This is a genomic window from Caulobacter sp. AVps18 (assembly GCF_058681425.1).
On sequence record NZ_CM178737.1, the window covers coordinates 2,967,263 to 2,988,029 of the forward strand.

General features: G+C 63.5%; 15 protein-coding genes. 4 read left to right on the plus strand and 11 right to left on the minus strand.

Going from position 1 to position 20,767, the window contains the following annotated elements; all coding sequences use genetic code 11:
- Positions 1-2 precede the first annotated feature (2 nt).
- The 11 genes from ACW179_RS13625 to ACW179_RS13675 form a co-directional block, all read right to left on the minus strand.
- Positions 3-419, minus strand: coding sequence for a nuclear transport factor 2 family protein (locus tag ACW179_RS13625; RefSeq protein WP_492060017.1), 417 nt, complete (start codon positions 417-419; stop codon positions 3-5).
- A 32-nt stretch (positions 420-451) separates the two neighbouring features.
- A complete protein-coding gene (locus tag ACW179_RS13630; RefSeq protein ID WP_492060018.1) occupies positions 452-2,128 on the minus strand; it encodes an acyl-CoA dehydrogenase family protein in 1,677 nt (558 codons plus the stop codon).
- 99 nt (positions 2,129-2,227) lie between these two features.
- Positions 2,228-3,631: an aldehyde dehydrogenase family protein gene (locus ACW179_RS13635; protein WP_492060019.1), complete on the minus strand. Its 1,404-nt coding sequence runs from the start codon at positions 3,629-3,631 to the stop codon at positions 2,228-2,230.
- Between the two features lie 246 nt (positions 3,632-3,877).
- Positions 3,878-4,387: a DUF3237 domain-containing protein gene (locus ACW179_RS13640; RefSeq protein ID WP_492060020.1), complete on the minus strand. Its 510-nt coding sequence runs from the start codon at positions 4,385-4,387 to the stop codon at positions 3,878-3,880.
- A gap of 169 nt (positions 4,388-4,556) precedes the next feature.
- A complete protein-coding gene (locus ACW179_RS13645; protein ID WP_492060021.1) occupies positions 4,557-5,492 on the minus strand; it encodes an SDR family oxidoreductase in 936 nt (311 codons plus the stop codon).
- A gap of 3 nt (positions 5,493-5,495) precedes the next feature.
- Positions 5,496-6,962, minus strand: a complete 1,467-nt coding sequence (gene nov2, locus ACW179_RS13650; protein WP_492060022.1) for a lignostilbene-alpha,beta-dioxygenase NOV2 — start codon at positions 6,960-6,962, stop codon at positions 5,496-5,498.
- 7 nt (positions 6,963-6,969) lie between these two features.
- The gene (locus ACW179_RS13655; RefSeq protein ID WP_492060023.1) at positions 6,970-7,845 is read right to left on the minus strand and encodes an NAD(P)-dependent oxidoreductase; all 876 of its coding nucleotides are present in this window, start codon (positions 7,843-7,845) and stop codon (positions 6,970-6,972) included.
- Positions 7,842-8,228, minus strand: coding sequence for a carboxymuconolactone decarboxylase family protein (locus ACW179_RS13660; RefSeq protein WP_492060024.1), 387 nt, complete (start codon positions 8,226-8,228; stop codon positions 7,842-7,844). The genes ACW179_RS13655 and ACW179_RS13660 overlap by 4 nt, the downstream gene beginning before the upstream one ends.
- A 28-nt stretch (positions 8,229-8,256) precedes the next feature.
- A complete protein-coding gene (locus tag ACW179_RS13665; protein ID WP_492060025.1) occupies positions 8,257-10,554 on the minus strand; it encodes a TonB-dependent receptor in 2,298 nt (765 codons plus the stop codon).
- Positions 10,555-10,602: 48 nt separating this feature from the next.
- Positions 10,603-12,072, minus strand: a complete 1,470-nt coding sequence (locus ACW179_RS13670; RefSeq protein ID WP_492060026.1) for an aldehyde dehydrogenase — start codon at positions 12,070-12,072, stop codon at positions 10,603-10,605.
- On the minus strand, positions 12,069-13,742 hold the full coding sequence (locus tag ACW179_RS13675) for a GMC family oxidoreductase (protein ID WP_492060027.1): 1,674 nt from the start codon (positions 13,740-13,742) through the stop codon (positions 12,069-12,071). Before ACW179_RS13675 ends, ACW179_RS13670 begins: the two co-directional genes overlap by 4 nt.
- A 231-nt stretch (positions 13,743-13,973) precedes the next feature.
- On the opposite strand from ACW179_RS13675, the gene ACW179_RS13680 reads away from it, so the two are divergent.
- From ACW179_RS13680 to ACW179_RS13695, 4 genes are all read left to right on the plus strand, one after another.
- Entirely contained in the window at positions 13,974-14,870 is an 897-nt protein-coding gene (locus ACW179_RS13680) for a LysR family transcriptional regulator (protein WP_492060028.1), read from the plus strand.
- Between the two features lie 323 nt (positions 14,871-15,193).
- Entirely contained in the window at positions 15,194-16,267 is a 1,074-nt protein-coding gene (locus ACW179_RS13685) for a LacI family DNA-binding transcriptional regulator (RefSeq protein ID WP_492060029.1), read from the plus strand.
- Positions 16,268-16,522: 255 nt separating this feature from the next.
- Positions 16,523-18,712 carry a TonB-dependent receptor gene (locus ACW179_RS13690; RefSeq protein WP_492060030.1) on the plus strand — a complete coding sequence of 730 codons (2,190 nt, stop codon included), beginning with the start codon at positions 16,523-16,525 and terminating at the stop codon, positions 18,710-18,712.
- An 82-nt stretch (positions 18,713-18,794) separates the two neighbouring features.
- Positions 18,795-20,759 carry a glycoside hydrolase family 3 protein gene (locus ACW179_RS13695; RefSeq protein WP_492060031.1) on the plus strand — a complete coding sequence of 655 codons (1,965 nt, stop codon included), beginning with the start codon at positions 18,795-18,797 and terminating at the stop codon, positions 20,757-20,759.
- Positions 20,760-20,767 lie beyond the last annotated feature (8 nt).

A 20,767-nucleotide genomic window follows, 5' to 3' on the forward strand; every position in this document is an offset into this window, starting at 1 on the left:
GATCAGTTTCCGTCTGGTGGAAGCATCTCCACCATCGCGCACTCGACCGAAGCGATTCTCCCGCCAATGATGGTGTAGTGCACGAACTGCCGCATCCGCAGGACATCGCCCTTGGCCATTGGCATCAGTCCGGATGCGCCATGGGCTGCAAGGTCTTCTGCGGTCAGGTCGCGCCTTGCTTCCACGCGCACAATCGCATGGACGGCAGTCAGGGTGTCGCTTGCTGCCAGGTCGAGCACGGTGATGCCCTCGTCGATATAGGCGTGGAGGAAGCCGTAAAAGTCCTTCAGCGCTTGGCGGGATCCGATTTCGACGCCGAAAAAGCTCAGCCTGGGCGGATCGACATAGAAATCGGCCACGGCCTCGTAATCACGCCCATGAAAGGCTTCGAGGTACCTTTGGTATGCTGTGCTGTCCAAGATATTGCCCTTTGTGATTGTGGCCCCGCAGCTCAGATGAAGTGCGCCAGAGGCCCGGAGCCGGCACAGACCTCGGCATGCGCCAGCCTGGCCCGCGGCAACAGCCGGTCGAGCGCATAGGCGGCGGCACGCGCCATGCTGTCATGTGCAGGCTCGTCGCGCGGCAGGCTGGCAAGGCGCGCTGCAACCCAGCCGCATGCGGTGATCATGGCAAGGTCAAGAAAGGCACTAGCCGCGCCATCGGCTTCGTCGGGGCTTCCGGCTTTCAGACGGTTGGCGGCGTCTTCCAGTAGGTCCAGGGCGTCGACCAGGGGCGTGCCCTGGCCATCGCTGCGGGCGATTGCCAGAAAGACCGCAAGCCCGGCGGAATCGCGCAGCACCCGGCGGTGGACGAGATCGAGCGCCTGCATGCCGGAGGTTCCCTCGAATACCGCCAGAACCCGCGCGTCTCGCAGGATCTGCTCGACCGGCCAGTCGGCAGTGTAACCTGCACCGCCCAGCACCTGGATCGCGCCGCTGGCATTGTCGAATGCCGCATCCGCGCCGCAGGTTTTGACGATAGGCAACAGCCATTGCAGCAGTCCCTCATAGTCGCGTCGCTCGGCCTCGTCGGTTGATCGCGCGGCGATATCGGCGATGTTGGCGGTGTTCAGCGTCAGCCCGCGAAGCAGGTGGGTGCGCGTTGTCAGTTCCATCAGCTGGCGTTGGACATCCCGATGGGTTGAAATGGGAACCGGGGTTCCCGGCTTGCCTCCCTGGCGGCGTTCGCGGGCATAGGCATCGGCAATATCGCTCGCTGCTCCTGCCATGCCCAGGCCCATGGCACCGACCGCCAATCGCATCTGGGTGATCATGACGAACATCTGCGCGAGCCCGCGGCCGCGTAGGCCCAGCAACCGGGCGCTGGCGGCCTCGAAGCCCACCGCGCAGGTCGGCGATCCGTGCAGTCCCAGCTTTTCCTCCAGTCGCCGAACAATCACAGCGTCAGGCTGGGCACCGCCGCCGGGGACAAGGAAAAGGCTGATCTCGGGCCGTTCTGCGCCCGGTGGATCGCTACGCGCCAAGACGCAGTGGATGATGTTGTCGATCAGGTCATGGTCGCCAAAGCTGATCCAGCATTTTTCGCCGGTAATCCGCCAATTGCCATCATCCTGCGGCGTCGCGCGGGTGCGCATCTGCATCACATCACTGCCTGCCCCCGCCTCGGAGATGCAGATGGTTGCACCAAGCTTGCCTGACGCGAGGGCTGCCAGATGGCGATCGCTATCCTCGTCCGTGGCGAAGGCCGCAATCAGCCGCGCGGCCGAGCGCTGCGGCACCGGCAACATGCCAAAAGCGGGGCAGGCGCGATCGAAGAGCTCCTGCACAGCCAGGCACATTGCCAGTGGCAGTTCCTGCCCACCATGATCGGCGCGATGGTCGATCGTGGGCCAGCCTGCGTCGACAAACGCCGTCCAGGCTTCGCGATGACCTGGCGCGGCCAGCACCCGGCCCTGTGAAAAGGAGACGCCGTGTGTGTCCATGCGCAGGTTCAGCGGTTCGAGCAGGTCGCTGGCAAACCGGCCTGCCTCCTCAAGGATGGCTTGCGCAGTTTCGCGTCTGCACTCGTCGTAACTCGGTGCAAGCCGGCGGACGTCATCGAAACGGAACGATGCCTCGAGATGTGCAAGGCTGAGCGCTGTGTCAGCCGACGGTATGGCGGCGCGCATGGTGGCTCCTGACAGACGTTAAGGGCCAGCTCCCGTTTGTCACTCGGGCAGCGGAGCTCTGGCCCCTGTAGGGATACCGTGTCGTGCCCGACTCGACCGTCAGCGCGCGATGCTGACGACGCGGGTCGAGACGAATTCCTTCATGCCGACCTCGCCCTGTTCCCGGCCGATTCCGGACTGTTTGACGCCGCCAAAAGGCACGTCGAAGCGCAGGTCGAGATGCTTGTTGATCCAGACCGTCCCGGTTTCGATACGGCCGGCGACTGCCGTGGCCCGTTCAAGATCGGTTCCCCACACGGTACCGGAAAGGCCGAATTCGCTGGCGTTGGCGCGCGCGACGGCCTCATCAATGCTGTCATAGCCCAGCACAGGGATGAGGGGGCCGAACTGCTCTTCCTGCACCAGCCGGGCAGATTCCGGCAGATCGCGCGCGATCATCGGCTGGATGAAATAGCCGGGCCTGTTGAGCTGCGCGCCACCGGTCAACACTGTGCCTGCAGTCTGAGTGTCTGCGCAGAGCCCGAGTAGCTTTTCGAACTGCATCTGGTTCTGGATGGGGCCGATCTGGGTGGTCGGGTCCATGCCGTCGCCCACAACTGTCGCCTCGGCAATCGCCACCAGCCTGTCGCACAGCCCGCCAACCATCGCCCGGGGCACATAGATCCGCTTGGCGGCCATGCAGACCTGACCTGCATTGTAGGTGGCCGCCTGGAAAATCTTCGGTGCGAGATCGTCAAGGTCGACATCATCAAGGACGATCGCAGCGTCGTTGCCGCCCAGTTCCAGTGTCAGCCGCTTGAGCGTGGAGGCAGCGCTCGCCATCACCTTGCGCCCGGTTGCGGTTGACCCGGTAAAGCTGATCTTGGCGACATCGGGGTGCCCGGACAGCGCAGCGCCCAGATCGTTGGCATCCACAAGGGTATTGAAAACCCCTGGCGGTAGCGTCGTGGCGGCGCACTCTCCCAGCAGCAGTGTCGTCAGCGGGGTGGTGGGGGCAGGCTTGGCGACAACAGTGTTGCCGGTCGAAAGCGCAACAGCGACCTTGATCGACAGTAGGATCAGCGGGAAGTTCCACGGGGTGATGCAGGCCACGACGCCGAGCGGTGCATATTGCTCGACGACCAGGCTGTTGGGTTCTGCGACCAGCGTCTGCGGGGAAAGCTTCTGGGCACCGAAATGGCGGAAGGCGGCGATGGCTCCGCCCACTTCGAACTCGGCCTGGGCCAGGGGCTTGCCCTGTTCGCGGGTCAGCACCTGCGCGAATTCGCTGAACCTTGCTTCCATGGCGTCAGCCAGTTTCGACAATGCGGCATGGCGGACAGCGTGGTCGCTGGCACCCCAGGCCGGAAAGGCCCTGCGTGCAGCGGCCACCGCCAGCTCCAGTTGCGCGTTGTCGGCACGCGGGCAAACGGCAAAGGCTTCACCCGTAGCTGGGTTGATGACAGGCAAGGTGTTCGCGCCGGCCACAAGTTGTCCGTCGATCAGCAGATTGTACTTCGTCATGTCAGGCCTCCAGCGCCTTGGGCGCAGCGCTATCTGTTTTGGAAAGCAAGCTTGTCCCGGTCACTGCGCCCAAGCCCCTGAACCGCTGAACTGGGACACTGGCCGGATGTTTCCCCCGGCCTTGCGCGCCGTCATGGCTACCGCTGCGACAGTGCCGGGTCGGTCAAGGCAGGAGAGCCTCAGGCTGTGGTTCTGGGGCATGGGGAATACTTTTGCTGGCCGGTAGTTTCGGTCTGGGCTGAGCCTTCAGAGCAGGGCGAAATAGCGGATGGTGTTGCCGGTCTTCTGCCGGCTGCCGATGCCGACGACGACGGTGCGCATCAGCCAGTCATGGGGGCCCTGGCTGACTTCAAAAGTGGGCGTGGTTCGAAGATAGTAGTCCTCGAATGGCACTTCCGGGCCGTTGCGGAACATCCAGGCCTGGATCCGCGGAAGAACGTCGGGTGCCCGGCCGGCCAGATAGCCGCGGTTGTGCATCAGGATCAGCGAGCCATCGTCGGCCTCGATCATGTAGCGCGCATCCAGCGCCAGCACCTGATCCGGGCGGAACTGGGCCCAATCGGCCCCGCTGCCGGGTACCAGCTTTCCGTTCAGATGCGGTCCACGCACCACGCCGGTATCGACATAGGTCGCGCCCCGACCGTAGCCGGACGGCATGTCGGGGATGTTCTGCAGATTGGCCCACTTCAACTCGATCTCGAACAGGAACTCGAAACGCGGTTCGTCAGGCAGCGACACATTCTCGAAATAGGGCATGGAAGGGGGTTCCGAGTTGGTACCTTGGTGGAAGGGGAATTCGGGTCAGGCAGGTGCGACGCTGACCAGGCGTCCGTCGACAGTGGCCGCGCTGGCATGGACCGCGACGGTCGCCACACCGTTGGGATAGGCCCGGTGGGTGGGGAAGCCGCCGACCGAGTTCACGCCATCACCCGGGCCGGCCCATGGCGTCCGCCCCGGCCAGGATGCTGTCGCGATGCGCCTGCAACAGGTCGCGCAGGCTCCGCGGCTTGCGTCCGGTCAGGTGCTCGACGTCATCGCTGAGGATCGCAAAATAGCCGTCGCGCACAGCCACCTCGAAGCTCACCATGTCGTCTGAGTTCCAAGGGAAATTGGCGACGGTGAGATCGTCGACGGGCTCGCGCGGAACGCCGATGGCATCGAACATCGCGTACAGGCCCTCGATATCGGTATCCACGAACGCGACCGGGCGGCCGGAAACCTCGGCGAGCAGCTCGCTGACCTGGTAGTAGCTGATCAGCTCGGGTCCGGTGATGTTGTAGACCTTGCCCTCATGCCCTTCGCCGAGCAGCACCGCGATGGCGGAAGCCACGCAGTCCTCGCGGCACACGAAGGCCATCTTGCCGTTGCGTGCGAGGCTGATCATCCTGCCGGTAGCGATGTTCATCGGCGCCATCGCATCGCGCACCGCTTCCGAGTACTGGGCATCGCGCAGCGCGGTCCATGCCAGACCCGATTGGCTCAGCAGGGTCTCGGTGAACAGGTGGTCCTTCACCGCCATCGAGGGATTGCTGGGATCTGCCGCGATAAACGACGTGTAGACCACGTGTGGCACACCTGCGGCCTTCGCAGCCTCCACAGCATTGGTATGCTGGGGCTCGCGGAAGCCGACCCGGGTACCGCTGATCATCAGCATCCGGGTTGCGCCCTGCAGCGCTTCGGTCAGGCCGTTGCGATCATCGAAGTCGCCCTTGCGCACCATGCAACCGCGCGCAGCGAAATCCTCCAGATTCGCCGGCGAGCGGGAGATGAGAATGAGGTCCTGCGCCGGGACTGATTCAAGCAGCAACTCGGTGGCGCGTCGGCCGAACTGGCCGGAAGCTCCGGTAATGGCAATCTTCATGGATCAGCTCTTCCTTGCCTGATCTAGCCGCTCACCCGGCACCCAGGTTCCATGGACCTGCTCGCAGGTCACGAACGGCATCAGCACCTTGGCTATCGGGCCCCGGGCGATATCGTCGGCCTCGAAGATCCAGACCTGCTGGGCGAAATGTCCCTCAGCCACGATCTTATCGACCATCAGCATCAACCAGCCGCCATGCGCCGGATCTTTCGACGGGATGTGGACGGGCTCGTTGAAGCCACAGCCCGGACCCTCGGAGAAGACCTCCATCCCGCCATCGGGAAAGCTGACGCGGACAAGCTGGTTGAACACATATTCCCCAGGGCCGTTCGCCAGCCTGGTCAGCTTTGTCGGATCGACCGAAAGATACCAGCCGCGCGAATAGGGCTTTCCGGTATCCTGATGTGCGATCAGTGGCATTTCTCCGAAGGGACCGATCTGCCACTCGGTGATGCCGGCCTCCGGTTGGGCAAGATCCATCGTCCAGCGGGTCAGACCACCCTGCGGCAAAGGCTCGAGCCCCGAGTCTTCGGAAATGAAGGGGATGAGGTTGCGGTCGGCCATGCACTGGTCGAGGTGGACCTTGCTGCCTTCACTGAACGCATTCATCACATGGTAGCTGTGGACGCCTCGCGGGCCTTTGAACCACACCATCTCCTCAACTTTGCCATAACGCGGCATGATGCCGATATAGCTGAAGTCTTCAGGATCATGGATCCAGTGCACGCCTCCTGCCTTCAGCCGGTCGAGATCGGCCTTGGTCGGGTAGACAGTGAAAATCGCATGTTCGGGGGTGATCGCGAAGTCATGCATCATCGAACAGTAGGGCGTGTCGAACCACTGTTCGGAGACCAGCTCGCCCTCCGGCGAAATCACACAGTAGGCGACGGTCGGCGTGGCAAGGCCCGCCGCCTCATAGCCGAACAGGAACAGCTCACCGGTGTCGGGATCGATCTTTGGGTGCGCCGTGAGCGTCGGTGACTTGAGGTTTCCCTGATAGTCCCAACGACCGATCGTCTCCAGGGTACCCGGATCGATGCGGTAGGGCAGGCCGTCTTCCTTGGACATGAACAGACGGCCGGCGTGATAATAGGGCGTCGTGTTTGCGACTGTGCGATCAACGCCCTCTGCCAGGGGATCGTCCGTATAAGGATTGCGGTACAGCCCGAACAGGGCACGCCCCGCCTTCTGCTCCGCCAAAAAGCGCTCGGTGCGAACATAGCGCACGGCGCAGTTCACTTTCCCGTCCCGGAATTCGATTTTTCCGATCACCCCGTCGCGTGAAAGGACAACATCGTCCTCGCGCAAAGGAACGTGGGCAGGGTCATGCAAGGCCCGGAAAAACGTGCCATCGATCTCGTCGGGAATTTTGCCTTCGACATAAAGGTCGTGTGCGGTGGCTTCGATGTGGGTCGGACGGTTGAGCCCGGTGTAATGGACGGTGTCCGGATATCTGGGGCTAAGGGCCATTATGTCCTCATCGGCCTTCAGTGAGTGTCTGTTCCACATAGGCGTGGAAGGCAGTGAAATCGGCAGTATGACCAAGGGCGTGCAGCGCCGACTGCCACTGTGCGTGGGTCTGCTGCAGCATGGGCAGGTCAAGCCCCAGGCTGTCGCGCATCGCATCGGCTATGCCGACATCCTTCGCCATCAGCCCGAGAGCGAACCCCTGGGCATAGGTTCTTGGGATGATCTGGGTGCGAAACACGGATTCGGACACCGCGCTGCGTCCGGTCGAACTATTGAGCACTTCCAGCAGCGTTGCAGGCTCAAGTCCGAAACGCCCACCCATCACGAGGCCTTCTGCGGTCACGGCGAGTGTCGCGGCGGCAATGGCGTTGTTGATTGCCTTGGCTGCATGGCCTGCCCCCAGGGGGCCGACCCGAACGATCCTGTCGCCCAGTGCGTTCAGCACCGGGGTTATCCGGGCATGGACGGAGTCATCGGATCCGCCGACCATCAGCGCGAGCTTGCCATCACGCGCCATCGGCACACCGCCTGACACCGGAGCATCGACAAGGTGAATGCCACGCCCGGCCAGTTCCGCACCGAGCGACACAGTGCCACTGGCGTCCGACGAGCTGCAGTCGATGACGATCGTGCCGGATTTGGCCGCCGCCAATCCCGCACCGGCGCCGAGCAGTGCATCTCGCACAACCTGGCCATTTGGCAGCATCGTCACGATGATCTGGGCACCATCGGTGGCTGTTGCTGCGCCTGGGGAAAAGGCCGCGCCGAAGATATCCGCCATCTGGGGGTTGGTATCCGATACCCGGACATCAAACCCCTGCGTGATGAGCCGCTCCGCCATGGGGCGGCCCATCATTCCCAAGCCTATGAAGCCTATCTTCATGCCGGTTTCGCTTCTTCGATCTCGGCCAGAGCCGCCTCTGCAGCGCGCAGCGCGGTGAACGATGCGGGTACCCCGCAATAGATCATCGCGTGAAGAACCAGTTCCCGGATCTCCTCAACGCTCAGGCCGTTGGCGATGCCGCCCTTGACGTGCATCTTGATCTCCAGCTCCTTGCCTTGGGCAATGAGCATGCAGATCGTGGCGATGCTGCGATCGCGGCGACCCAGGGCTTCCCGGTTCCAGGTTTCGCCAAAACAGTACCGTGTCATGATGTCGTGAAACGGCTTGGCAAAATCGCTGGCCGAAGCCACGGCCCGCTCGGCCAGGTCCGGCCCGAACATCTCGCGCCGGACCTGCATGCCCTTCTCAAAAAGATCGCTCATTACTGCTCCTGTTGAGATCGCTGACGCTTCAGAATTCGAAGCGCACGTCGAGAAAGACCTGCCGTCCCGGCAGGGTGGCGGAATAGAAGCCGAAAAGGGCATCGGCGACTGACGGCGCGCTGAAACCGCGTGCAGCCTCATTGGTGAGGTTCTTGCCGCTGAGAGTGACGCTCAGGCCGGTTCCGATCTGGGCAAGGCCGATCGATGCATCGACGAACACATAGTCGGGCACGCGGTTCAGCGGGTTCTGGTCAGCGCCGAACTGGGCGCCGTCGTTGTAATAGGCGCGACCGCGTGTGCGCAGTTCCCAGCCGGACATCACTTCGACCGCATGGGCGACGTTGATGCTGCCGGACAGCTCAGGGACGCCCTCAAGCAGGCCGCCGCGCGCGTTACCGGTCGCGGGATCGCTGCAGTTCCGATCACCGATGTTGCAGGCACCCGGATAGTTGTCATAGCGCGCATGGATATAGGCGGCATCGGCACTGATCGTCAGGCCGCGCGCGGCCAGCCAGGTGACATCGGCTTCAATGCCCTTGGCGGTCGCTGCCGCAGCGTTGGTGGTCAGAAGCGTACCGCCGGGCAGGATCTGGGTCGCCTGCAGGTCCTTATACTTGGTGTGGAATGCCGCGAGGTTGAAGCGCACCTGATCCAGGCTTCCCTTCAGGCCGACCTCAAAGTTCCTGGCGTCTTCCGCATCGTATTCGAACACATCGGTTCCGAAGCCGTTTTCGGGAATGGCACCGGACTTTTCCTGATCGTTGAAACCGCCTGCCTTGGTGCCGGTGGTGTAGCTGGCATAGGCCGACAACCCGTTGTTGAAGTTGTAGTTCAGGCTGACCGACGGATTGAAGGCGTTGAACGTGCGTTTCCGGGAGAATTCGGTTGCGCGGAAGGTTGCGGGATTGTTGGGGTTAAACCACTGGAAAAAGCCGAATGGGGGGCCGCTCAGCACGAACAGACTGGGCACATCAAAGGCATAGCCACTGACAGGCTGACCAGCGGCTGCGGGCGAGATGATATAGTCCGCCTTCTTTTCAATCGAGCTGTAGCGGCCGCCGACTTCCAGGCTGAGCTGATCGCTGAAGTTGAACGTGCCCTGCGCAAACCCTGCATAGCCATGGGTGGCCTGGTCCAGGCCGTTGCGGACACCCGCTCTCAGGCCCGGTACGCCGAATGGCCCGAAGTCGATATCGACCCCCTGATCGATTTGCGCGTTCTGATTGAAGTAGGTCAGGCCTACGATGTAGTCGAAGAAGTTGTCGCCCGACGATACCAGCCGCACTTCACTGTAGAACTGCTCGAATTCCTCTGCTGCGAGCGCTGAACCTACAAAAGCAGGGTGGTTGCCGCCGGTGACGACCTGGGAGAAGTCATAGGTTGAATATCCCACCGACGCCGAGAGGGTGGCCTTCTCCATGCCGTAGCTTGCGTTGAGCGAAACGTTGTCGCTGGTCAGATTGGTAAGCTCAGGCCCACCTGACGTGGACTTGCGGAAATCAAACCGGGCATCCTCGACAGCCGGCGGGAAGCGGACAAGGCCAAACGAGGTAAGCTGGAAGGTGGTGCCTTCGACGTCCTTGTTGGCGTGCTCATAGGCCAGGTCGAAACGCAAATCATCTGTCGGCCGCCAGCTGGCAACGATGCGACCGATCTCGCTGTCGACCTGTCCATCGTCGCGGCCAGTGACGGTGTTGTGGACATAGCCGCCGTCACGATTGACCCGACCGGATACGCGCACGCCGAAGGTATCGGACAAGGGCAGCGAAACCGCGCCTTCCAGATTGTAGCCTTCATACTCAAAGTCACGGCCGGCCGTGACATAGCCTTCGACCGATTTGCCGGGCCGCTTGTTGACGATGTTGATCGCACCGGCGTTGGCGTTGACCCCGAACAGCACCGACTGCGGGCCGCGGACGACCTCAACGCGCTCGACATCGAAAAACGGGTTGAGGAACTGGTTGGCGCGGCCGGCGTAGATTCCGTCGACATACATTGCGACGGACTGCTCGAAGGCCCGACCACCGCCGCCGGACCCAAGGCCGCGGATCGCGACATAGGGCTGGAACGGGGACCGCGTGACGACCAGGTTCGGCACCGCAGTGTTCAGCGTCTCGATGCTATTGATACGCTGTGCCGCCAGCGTTTTGCTGTCCAGCACGGCGACGGCGACCGGGACGTCCTGCAACGTCTGTTCGCGCTTTTGGGCGGTGACGACGATTTGTTCCAGCGTATTGCTGCTATCGGCATCTTGAGCATAGGCCCCAGCTGGGGTCAGTATGGAGCTTATCAGAAGGACGTTTCTAAGTAAAGAGATGCTATTCATGATGTTATATCCTCCCATTGTTCGCATGTTTCTGCGATTTTTGTTTAGCTACAGTATTATTGATTTTGTCTCGGTGAAGCTGGACTGGCCGGCATCTCCTCCTTCACGACCGATTCCAGAGTGCTTGAACCCACCAAAGGGCAGGGAAGGGTCGAACAGGAAGCCGTTGTGCGCGATTGTTCCGGTCCGGATCTGGCGCGCCACCGCATAGGCGCGTTCCCGATCAGCGCAGAAGACTGCGCCATACAGGCCAAAGTCGCTGTCATTGGCCAGGCAGATGGCTTCAGCCTCGTCACGGGCCCGCAGAACCACCTGGACCGGGCCGAAAATCTCTTCTCGCGCCAGCCTCATGTCGCTTGTGACCCCTGTGAAAAGCGTCGGGTCGAAGTACCAGCCACGATCCATGCCAGCGGTGCGCCTTCCACCCAGCACCAGTCTGGCGCCCTCCGCCTGGCCGATCGTGACGAACTCCTCGACGCGATCGCGTTGCCGCTGCATGGCCAGAGGGCCCATCTGAGATGCGGGGTCACGCGGGTCGCCGACCCTGACCGCCGCCATTTCGGCACTCAGGGCCTCAACGAGGCGATCGTGCACGGCATCGACCACCACCACCCGGCTTAGCGTGGCACAAACCTGCCCGGCCGAGAGGGTGATGACGTTCGCCAAAACCCGTGCTGCATGCTCAATGTCAGCGTCCTCCAGAACGATGGCAGCCGACTTTCCTCCAAGTTCGAGAGTGCAGCGGGCAAATCGTTCGGCGCAGGCCATGCCAATTGTGCGCCCGGCAGCGACACTGCCGGTGAAGCTCACCTTGTCGATCAAGGGGTTGCGCACCAGCCGGTCAGAGGCCTCGCGGCCGGCGCAAACCAGATTTATGACCCCGTCGGGCAGGCCGGCGGCCTCGGCGGCCTCAGCCAGGATGTAGGCTTCCAGAGGAGTCTCAGGGGCCGGCTTCATCACCACGGTGCAGCCGGCCATCAGTGCCGGTGCGACCTTGCCTGCCATGATGCCGAAGGGATTGTTCCACGGCGCGATGGCGGCCACCACACCAGCAGGCTCGCGTACGATCCGGGCGGAACCCTGGCCGTCGAACCGGGGGACGTCACGGACCCAGTCATAGCGGCTGGCGAGATCGGCATAGTAGTCGAACCAGAACTTGCCGCCTCCGGTGACGAAGGGCGCGGCTGTCGCAAGCGCGCCGATCTGATCGACCCATGCCTGGGCGATTTCCGGCATACGGGGCGCCAGGGCTTCGGACAGTCGACGGACATGGCCCGCGCGCTCCTCAGGCGACAGACGCGGCCACGGTCCGTGGTCAAATGCGGTGCGGCCTGCCTGTGCGGCGCTCTCGACATCGGCGACCGAGGCGTCGGCCACCACTGCGATCTCTTCCTCACTGTACGCCGACACCACAGAGACGCGTCCGTCGTCCCGGGGGGCAACCCAGGCACCGCCAATAAAGTGCCGGTCCGGATGTTCTATGGAGATGGTGGGCCCCTTGGGCGCATCAGTGGTCATGCGGCACCTTGCGGAACGGGTTTGTGGACTGCGGGGCGGGATGTCGGCCCGTCGGTCTTTTGCAGGCTTGCGGAGCTCAGAATGAAGTCCGCCGCGCGCTCACCGATCATCATCGCGGGAGCGCTAGTGTTACCGCCAACAATGTTGGGAAACACCGATGCATCGGCCACCCGCAAGCCCGACAGGCCGTGCACGTTGAGGCGGGCATCGACCACACTGGCTGAAGGATCGACCCCCATGGCGCAAGTGCCGACAGGGTGCTGGCCGGTCATGAACATCTGCGCAAGGTAGGCATCAAGCGCCTCCGGGCTGGTGGCGTCGGCGCTCGGGAACACATGCGCAGCGACCAGGCCGCTGGCGGCCTCGGTGGCGAAGAAGCGGCGGATAAAGCCAATGATGTCGTGGGCGAATTGTCGGTCGCGCGGGTCATCCAGAAGACCGAGTCGTATTGCCGGGGCCTGACCCGGATCCGCAGAGCGCAGCGTAACGGACCCACGGCCCCAGGGACGCAACTGCAGTCCGGTGACGACGAGCATGTCCGGCTGGGGCTTGCGCAGTCCAGGAAACCAGGGGCGGCTCATCGCCGATCCGGTTGTGATCTGGATCTGCGTATCCGGCACAGGGCTGTCTCGCTGGACGTGGACGAACCCTTGCGCAGCCATCGGGGCTTCAGACAGCAGACCGCCCTGGCCCATTGCCCACTTCAGCGCTGAGCCGGCGAACCTGTCAGCCCGCAGCCGTTGTTCAAAGCCCAGCGGTTGAGAAGAGGCAAAGCCCATCACCACCATCGGGTGATCCTGCAGATTGCGGCCCACAGCCGGCAGATCGACGATGGCGTCGATTCCCAGCGCCTGCATCGCTCCGGCATCGCCAATGCCCGACTGCATGAGGATCTTGGGAGAATGGAATGTGCCGCTGCTCAGCACGACCTCTCCGGCAGCAATGGCCTGCGTCCGGCCTTCGCGGAGGACCTCGACCCCGGTGACCGCACCCTTCGCGACCAGGACGCGCTGTACGGTCGTGTTCTTCCAGATCGTCAGATTTGGATGGTCGGCTGCCAGGGCAAGATAGGCTGTAGCTCCACTTTCGCGCTGACCGTCGCCTGTCACGGTGAAATCAGGCATGCCGAAGCCTTGCTGACCATCCGCGTTGAAATCGGGGTTCTCGCCGTAGCCCAGTTCGGCGGCGGCTGCGATCATCCGCTCATAGAGGCCTGACGGGCGAGGGTTGCTGATCACATTGACCGGACCCGTTCCGCCATGAAAGGGGCCTGCACCACGCCAATTTGTTTCGCTTCGGATGAAGTAGGGCAAGACGTCGGCGTAACTCCAGCCGACCAGTCCTGCTCGTGCCCAGCCATCGTAGTCGGCGGCATGGCCGCGGCTGTACATCATGCCGTTGATTGACGAGGTCCCCCCCATCAGCCGACCGCGCGGTACATCCAGTTGGCGGTTGCCAAGGGCTGGTTCCGGCTCGGTTTGCAGCGCCCAGCCAAAACGGGGCATGGCGGAGGCAAAGGGCCATGCAGCAGGCACCTTGACCATCAGGTCGCGATTGTCCCCACCCGCCTCGATCAACAAGACCCGGCCTGCGCCACCTGCAGCGAGGCGCGCTGCCACGGCGCATCCGGCGCTACCGGCGCCCACCACAATCACGTCGAACGCGATCATGCCCGACCCCACGATGTGAGGACCGCACGGGCGTGGCCAGTTTCCGGTCGAAGCTTCGCCGTGATGGGCAAGCGGGTCTCCTCACCAATAGTTGTCCTGCTCGGCTCATTGGGCTCGAACAGGCTGCCGTCTTTGCGGCCACTGCATTGGTAGGGGGGGCCTTGATCGCTGAGAATAAAGGTGCAGGCTTAGAGGTGTTCGGTTTTACCTATCGCAAGCTATGGGACGGGCATGATTACGCTGCGCCAGCTGGAGATCTTCGCCGTTGTCGTGCAGCGGGGCAGCTTCCGTCGCTGCGCTGAGCAGCTGAGTATCTCGCAGGTATCGGTCAGTGAGCACATGCGGACGCTGGAGGCCCAGCTGGGCGTTCAGTTGTTTGAGCGAACGCCGGGGGGGCCAGTCAAACCAACAGAGGCCGGGAAGCGAGCCCTTGAAGGGGTGGATGAACTGCTGTCGCATATTCACGATTTCATGGAAAACGTGGCGGGTGAGGGCCGATCGACAGGTCCGCTAGAGATCGCCCTGCATGGCTTCATGATGCGCAACCTGGGCCATTCAGTGCAGGAATGGAATGGCATCGCCGACCGCGCCATCCACCTGCGCAGCAATGAAAGCCCGCCCGATGTGCTGCACAGGCTGGTGATGGGGCGTGAACTGGACGCCGCCTATTTCTACTCCGCCGATGGTCTCGACACCCTGGGCGAGGTGGTTGCGCAGGAGCCGCTCGCCATCTTTGTTGCGGCTGACCATCCGCTGGCCCGCCAGTCCCTGGTAACCGCCCAGCAGCTGAGCGAGACGCCGTCGATCAGCCTTTCCGCTGACAAGCCAATCCGCCGCGCGGTCGATACGCTGATGCGGCAGGTCGGCGTCATCCAGAACAATCATGTGGTTGAGACCGCCGAGTTCGGGCTGATCCTCAGCTGCCTGCATCGCGGCCTGGGCTATACGTGCATGTTCGAGGCCATAGGGCGCGATGAAATACAGACACGGGGGTTGACCAGTATCCGGTTCGAAGGGCCGCTACCGAGTCTCGACATCCGCCGGATCACCCGCCGCGCGTCGCTGCGCAACACAGCGATCCGCAATGGTCTGGCCATGATCGAGAATCATTTTTCCAACCCGGCCTGAAGACGGTGCGGTGCTGGGTGCTGTCAGTCCGCAAACTGTTGGCTCCTTTTCGCTGAGTTGCAGTTTGGCGCATTCACGCGGTTCGATGCGGCCAGGGATCGGAAGTTTCGGTGGCACTCGCCGAAGTTGCATCCAGCAATCGCTTCAGACGAGCCTCGGCCTCCATGGCGCACTTCCGTAGCTCCCCGGCGTCCTTATGGCGGCGCTCTGCCCATTCGTGACGGCGATTGACCTGCGCTCTGGAGGCGATCTGCGATCTTGTGATCGGCGATTCTGCTGGGACGCTCTCGTCTCCGCGCTTCAAGTTCGATAGAGCCCTTGTCATGCCTATGCGTTCCCGGATCGATGGACCCAAGGACGTCACGATCGTCGATATCGCCCGGGAAGCCGGCGTGTCGATCAAGACCGTGTCGCGCGTGATCAACCGCGAAGAGGGGGTTGGCGCGCTAACCCGGCTCAGGGTCGAGGCTCTGGTGGAGACTTTGGGCTATCGGCCCAATGTTTCGGCGCGCACGCTTTCCAGTCGTCGCACCTATCTGATCGGCGTGATCTTCATGCGGGTGGGGGCCTATCACTATGTGGGCGAGGTGCAGGTGGGCGCCATGCGGGCCTGCCGGCGGGCGGGCTATCACCTTGTGGTCGAACAAGTCTCGCCGCCCGAGGCGGTCGGGCCGGGGGCCTTCGCAGCCGCCCTGAAGGCCGCGCGGTTTGACGGGGTGATCCTGACGCCGCCGACCTGCGATGATCCCGAGGTTCTGGCCGTGATCGAGGCCAACGACCTGTCGTTCGTCCGCATCGCGCCTGACCAGGACTTCAACCGTTCGCCCTATGTGTTCACGGATGACCATGGCGCTGCCCGGGAGATGACAGGCTGGCTGTGGGACCTGGGTCACCGCAAGATCGCCTTTATCGACGGCCCACCCGACCACGGCTCAGCGCGACGGCGGCGCGAGGGCTATCTGGCCGCCCTTGAAGCCAGGGGAGGGGAGGTGCGTCCGGAGTGGATCGCGCCTGGAAACTATATGAGTTTGTCGGGTTTTGATGCGGCCGATGCGTTGCTGGCGCTGGCTGATCGGCCCACAGCGATCTTCGCGGCCAATGACGAGATGGCTCTGGGTGTGATCGCCGCTGCGGCCAAACACGGCCTTTCGGTGCCCCGCGATCTGTCCGTGGTCGGGTTCGACGACAGTCCCTCGGCCGCCTCGTCCTGGCCGCCCCTGACCACAGTCCACCAGCCGACAGCCGAGATGGCCGAGGCCGCCGCGCAGATGCTGATCGAAGGGTTCGGCGACCCGCGCTTTCAGGGCCGCACCAAGGCGCGACAACTGGATTTCCACATCGTCGAGCGCGCCTCTGCAGGTCCGCCGCCGTGTATTACACTGATAAATAACAGATAATTTTCGCATTGCCTGCTGACAGCGTTGTCTTTCTCTGGGCTATAGACAACGTTGTCGTATCGTGATGTCTTATAACGACAACGTTGTCGTAAGCGGCCCTCGGGGCCACGGTAGCGCTGGCTGAAAGCCCCGGAACAAGGGGTCGGAGGAATCGCCGGTCGTCGTTCGCGACGCCAGAACTGGAACCGGGTCGCGCCCCGGCGAGCCTGCTCGCCGTGCGTGACGAGCCCGGCCCAACGCAGGAAGGGGACAACTATGCGCACTATGCTTTTCGTTTCGGCCGCCGTCGCGGCGCTCGGATGTCAGACGTCAGCGGCCCTGGCCCAGGACGCCGCGCCCGCCCAACTCGACGAGGTTGTGGTTACTGCCCAGCGTCGTAGCGAGAACCTCCAGAAGACGCCGCTTACCCTCTCGGCCGTGACCGGCGAGAAGCTGGAATCCCAGGGCATCAAGACCGTGGTCGACCTGGCCAATCAGGTTCCGGCCCTTCAGATCACCAATTCGGGCGCCGGCGCGGCCCAGATCTTCCTGCGCGGTATCGGTAGCACCAACACCACCGAGGTCGGCGATCCGGCGGTGGCCTACCATATCGACGGCATCTATATCGCCCGCTCCACTTCGGTGGGCGCGCTGTTCTACGATGTGGACCGGGTGGAGGTGCTGCGTGGCCCGCAGGGCACGCTGTATGGCCGCAACGCCACGGCCGGCGCGATCAACGTGATCACCCGCGCCCCCAAGTTCGACTATGAGGGCAATGGCTCCATCGACGTGGGCAACTACGGTGCCATCACCACCTCGGGTATGGTCAACCTGCCGGTCAGCGACACCCTGGCGGTTCGCGCTGCCTTCCAGCAGAGCCGGCACGACGGCTATGTCACCGCCCTGAACAAGGGGCCGGGCACGGGTGGTAACGACCGCTACGACCAGGATGACAAGTCAGCGCGCGTTCAGGCCCTGTGGAAGCCCACGGACACCTTCTCGATCAAGCTTGGCGCGGACTACCTGCACCAGGGCGGAGCAGGCGGCGGCGACCAGGCCTATGGTTCGGCGCGCCAGACCGGCGATCCGTGGGCCTGCAATTGCTCGACCAACATCTATCGCAACAACAAGTTCTTCGGTGCCCACAGCGAAGCCAATCTGGAGCTGGGCTTTGGAACCCTGACCTATCTGGCCGGCTACAACTTCTCGCGTCTGGACCGCAGCGGCGAGAACGCCGCCACCGGCGCGCCCAACTACTTCAAGGGCAAGGACTACACCTGGTCGCATGAGCTGCGGCTGGGCGGCAAGACCGGCGACCTGAACTGGGTGGTGGGCCTCTATCGCTTCACTGAAGACAACAATGTCGACTTCCGGGTTTTCCTGGGCACCAACTCGTACCTGTCGTTCATCCAGCCTGAAGTGACGGCCAAGTCGTGGGCGGCTTTCGGTCAGGGCACCTATGCTCTGACGGATCGGTTCCGCGTCACCGGCGGCCTGCGCTATACCGAAGACCAGAAGGCCCGCAACGGCGGCACCTATCTGACAAACGCGGCCGGTGCGATCACCACCACGGTGGTCAAGAACGTTGCCGACGCCAAGTGGGACGCCCTGAACTGGAAGGTCGGCGCAGACTTTGATCTGACGTCGAGCTCGATGGCCTATGCCAACATCGCCACGGGCTACAAGGCGGGCGGCTATTTCGATGGCGTGGGCGCCAACACTTTCGAGCCCGAGGAGATCACCTCGTACGAGGCGGGGGTCAAGAACCGCTTCCTCGACAACCGCCTGCAGCTGAACGGCTCGGTGTTCTTCTACAAATATCGCGACTTCCAGGTCTCGGCGGTTGGCACGATCGCCGGCCAGAACGCCACTGTCACCCTGAACGCCGATGAGGCCGAGGTGTACGGGGTTGAGCTGGAAACCAATCTGGTCATCACCGAGAACGACCGCATCGACGCCTCGCTGGGCTGGCTGCACGCCGAATACACCGACTTCGTGCTGCCGCTGGGCGACGGTTTCGCCAACAACAGCGCCAATGCGGCGGTCGCAGCCTGCTACAAGGCCAACTATGCCGCCGCTGCGCCGCGCTCGACCGACTTCTCGGGTTGTCGCATGGCCCGAACGCCGGAATGGACCCTCAATCTGGGCTACCAGCACGTCTGGGACCTGGAGAGCGGGGCCAAGCTGACCGGCCGGATCCAGACCCACTACGAGACGTCCAAGAACCTCGAATATCATGGCTTCGCCCAGAACAAGGAAGGGGCGTTCAGCAAGAGCGACGTCAGCCTGACCTATGCCAGCAGTGATGATCGCTGGTCGCTGCAGGGCTATATCCGCAACCTCGAGGACGAAGCCGTCCGCACCGCGTCCTCGCCCAACGCCACCACCGGCGTCTCGACCAATGGCAATGCCGAGTTCTATGCGCCCCCGCGCACCTACGGCCTGCGCCTTGGCGTGACCTTCTAGCCTCCCGACGACTCCAAGCCCCGGCGGACCCTGCCCGCCGGGGCGTTCTTTTGTCGCGAACCCCCTGAGTGAGCGTTCCAACATGAAGTTTCGGGTTCTTCTCCTCTGCGCCGCAGCCGCCGTCGCTTGCGGCGCTCAGGCCCAGGTCGCCCAGCCGGTACTGGGTTCGAAAGGCGGGTTGATCCTTCGCCAGGAGGGTCTGTCGTTCCGCGACCTGGATCGCAACGGCAAGCTGGAACCCTTTGAGGACTGGCGGCTGAGCCCCGACCAGCGCGCGGCCGATCTGGTGGCCCGCATGACGCTGGAGGAGCAGGCCGGCCAGATGATGCATGGCACCCTGCCGGCCATCGGATCCATGGGCGTGTCGGGCATGGGCGTCGCCTATGACCTGGACAAGATCCGGCCTCTGGTCCTTGAGCGCCACGTCACGACCTTCATCACCCGCCTGTCGGGATCGGCTACTCTGCTGGCGCAGCAGAACAACGCCGTCCAGGCCCTGGCCGAACGGGGCCGGCTGGGCGTGCCTGTCACCGTCAGCACCGATCCGCGTCACCACTTTCAGTTCACCGCCGGGGCCAGCGTCGCCCCGGGCGGCTTCTCGCAATGGCCCGAGGCGACCGGCCTGGCGGCGATCGGCGATGCAGGACTGGTCAGGCGCTTTGGCGAGATCGCCCGGCTGGAATACCGCGCCGTCGGCATTCATCAGGCTCTGTCGCCCATGGCCGATCTGGCGACCGAGCCACGCTGGTCGCGGATCAACGGCACCTTCGGCGAGGACGCCGATCTGGTGGGCAGGATGGTCAAGGCCTATGTCCAGGGCTTCCAGGGCGGTGACACCGGCATGACGCCCGGCGGCGTCTCGGCGGTGGTCAAGCACTGGGTCGGCTACGGTGCCTCGGCCAAGGGGCTGGACGGCCACAACCACTACGGCCGCTACGCCGTGTTCCCCAAGGACCAGCTGGCCCTGCACGTCAAACCGTTCCTTGGGGCCTTCGAGGCCGGGGTGGTGGGCGTGATGCCCACCTACGCCATCCTCAAGGACCAGAGCCTGGACGGAAAGCCTCTGGAGGCGGTCGGAGCGGGGTTCAGCAAGCAACTTCTGACGGAACAGCTGCGCGGAAAGTACGGCTTCTCGGGCCTGGTCATTTCGGACTGGGCGATCACCAATGACTGTGGCGAGACCTGCCGCAACGGATTCCCGGCCGGGCAGACCCCCAGCTTCCAGGGCTTTTCCACGGCCTGGGGCGTCGAGGACCTGGCCAAGGTCGACCGCTACGCCAAGGGCGTCAATGCGGGGCTGGACCAGTTCGGCGGCGTCGAGGACACGGCCGAGCTGGCCGCCGCCGTCAGGACCGGCAAGATCACCCAGGCCCGTATCGCCCAGTCGGCCCAGCGGGTGCTGAAGGTCAAGTTCGAGCAGGGCCTGTTCGAGAACCCCTATGTCGACGCCACCGTCGCCGAAGGCGTTGTCGGCTCGCCGGCCTTCGTCGCCGAAGGCCGCGCCGCCCAGAGCCGTTCGCTGGTCTTGCTGGAGAACAAGCAAGGTCTGCTGCCGCTGAAGGCCGGCCGCAAGGTGTGGCTGCAGGGCGTATCGCCAGATGTCGCCAGGGCTCATGGTCTGACGCCGGTGACGGACCTGGCCCAGGCCGATCTGGCCATCATCCGGGTCGGTGCGCCGTTCCAGATCCTCTATCCCAACTACACTTTCGGGTCGCGCCAGCACGACGGCGACCTGTCGTTCAAGGACGGCGCAGCCGACTATGAGACGATCAAGACCGCCGCCGCCAAGGTCCCGACCATCGTCAGCGTCTATCTGGATCGCCCTGCCATCCTGACCAATGTGCGCGACAGGGTCGCCGCCCTGATCGGCGACTTCGGGTCAGGTGATGCGGCCTTGCTGGACGCCCTGACCGGCGTGGCGCCGCCGCAGGGCAAGCTGCCGCTGGAACTGCCCTCGTCGATGGCTGCCGTCGAGGCCCAGGCCGAAGACGCCCCTCACGACTCCGACAAGCCGCTGTACCCGATCCATTTTGGCCTGACCTACTGAGGATGACC

Excerpts from the sequence above, each read along its gene's own strand:
- ACW179_RS13630 (WP_492060018.1), bottom strand. The coding sequence starts at position 2,128 with ATGCGCGCCGCCATACCGTCGGCTGACACAGCGCTCAGCCTTGCACAT.
- ACW179_RS13635 (WP_492060019.1), bottom strand. The coding sequence starts at position 3,631 with ATGACGAAGTACAATCTGCTGATCGACGGACAACTTGTGGCCGGCGCG.
- ACW179_RS13640 (WP_492060020.1), bottom strand. The coding sequence starts at position 4,387 with ATGCCCTATTTCGAGAATGTGTCGCTGCCTGACGAACCGCGTTTCGAG.
- ACW179_RS13645 (WP_492060021.1), bottom strand. The coding sequence starts at position 5,492 with ATGAAGATTGCCATTACCGGAGCTTCCGGCCAGTTCGGCCGACGCGCC.
- nov2 (WP_492060022.1), bottom strand. The coding sequence starts at position 6,962 with ATGGCCCTTAGCCCCAGATATCCGGACACCGTCCATTACACCGGGCTC.
- ACW179_RS13655 (WP_492060023.1), bottom strand. The coding sequence starts at position 7,845 with ATGAAGATAGGCTTCATAGGCTTGGGAATGATGGGCCGCCCCATGGCG.
- ACW179_RS13660 (WP_492060024.1), bottom strand. The coding sequence starts at position 8,228 with ATGAGCGATCTTTTTGAGAAGGGCATGCAGGTCCGGCGCGAGATGTTC.
- ACW179_RS13665 (WP_492060025.1), bottom strand. The coding sequence starts at position 10,554 with ATGAATAGCATCTCTTTACTTAGAAACGTCCTTCTGATAAGCTCCATA.
- ACW179_RS13670 (WP_492060026.1), bottom strand. The coding sequence starts at position 12,072 with ATGACCACTGATGCGCCCAAGGGGCCCACCATCTCCATAGAACATCCG.
- ACW179_RS13675 (WP_492060027.1), bottom strand. The coding sequence starts at position 13,742 with ATGATCGCGTTCGACGTGATTGTGGTGGGCGCCGGTAGCGCCGGATGC.
- ACW179_RS13680 (WP_492060028.1), top strand. The coding sequence starts at position 13,974 with ATGATTACGCTGCGCCAGCTGGAGATCTTCGCCGTTGTCGTGCAGCGG.
- ACW179_RS13685 (WP_492060029.1), top strand. The coding sequence starts at position 15,194 with ATGCCTATGCGTTCCCGGATCGATGGACCCAAGGACGTCACGATCGTC.
- ACW179_RS13690 (WP_492060030.1), top strand. The coding sequence starts at position 16,523 with ATGCGCACTATGCTTTTCGTTTCGGCCGCCGTCGCGGCGCTCGGATGT.
- ACW179_RS13695 (WP_492060031.1), top strand. The coding sequence starts at position 18,795 with ATGAAGTTTCGGGTTCTTCTCCTCTGCGCCGCAGCCGCCGTCGCTTGC.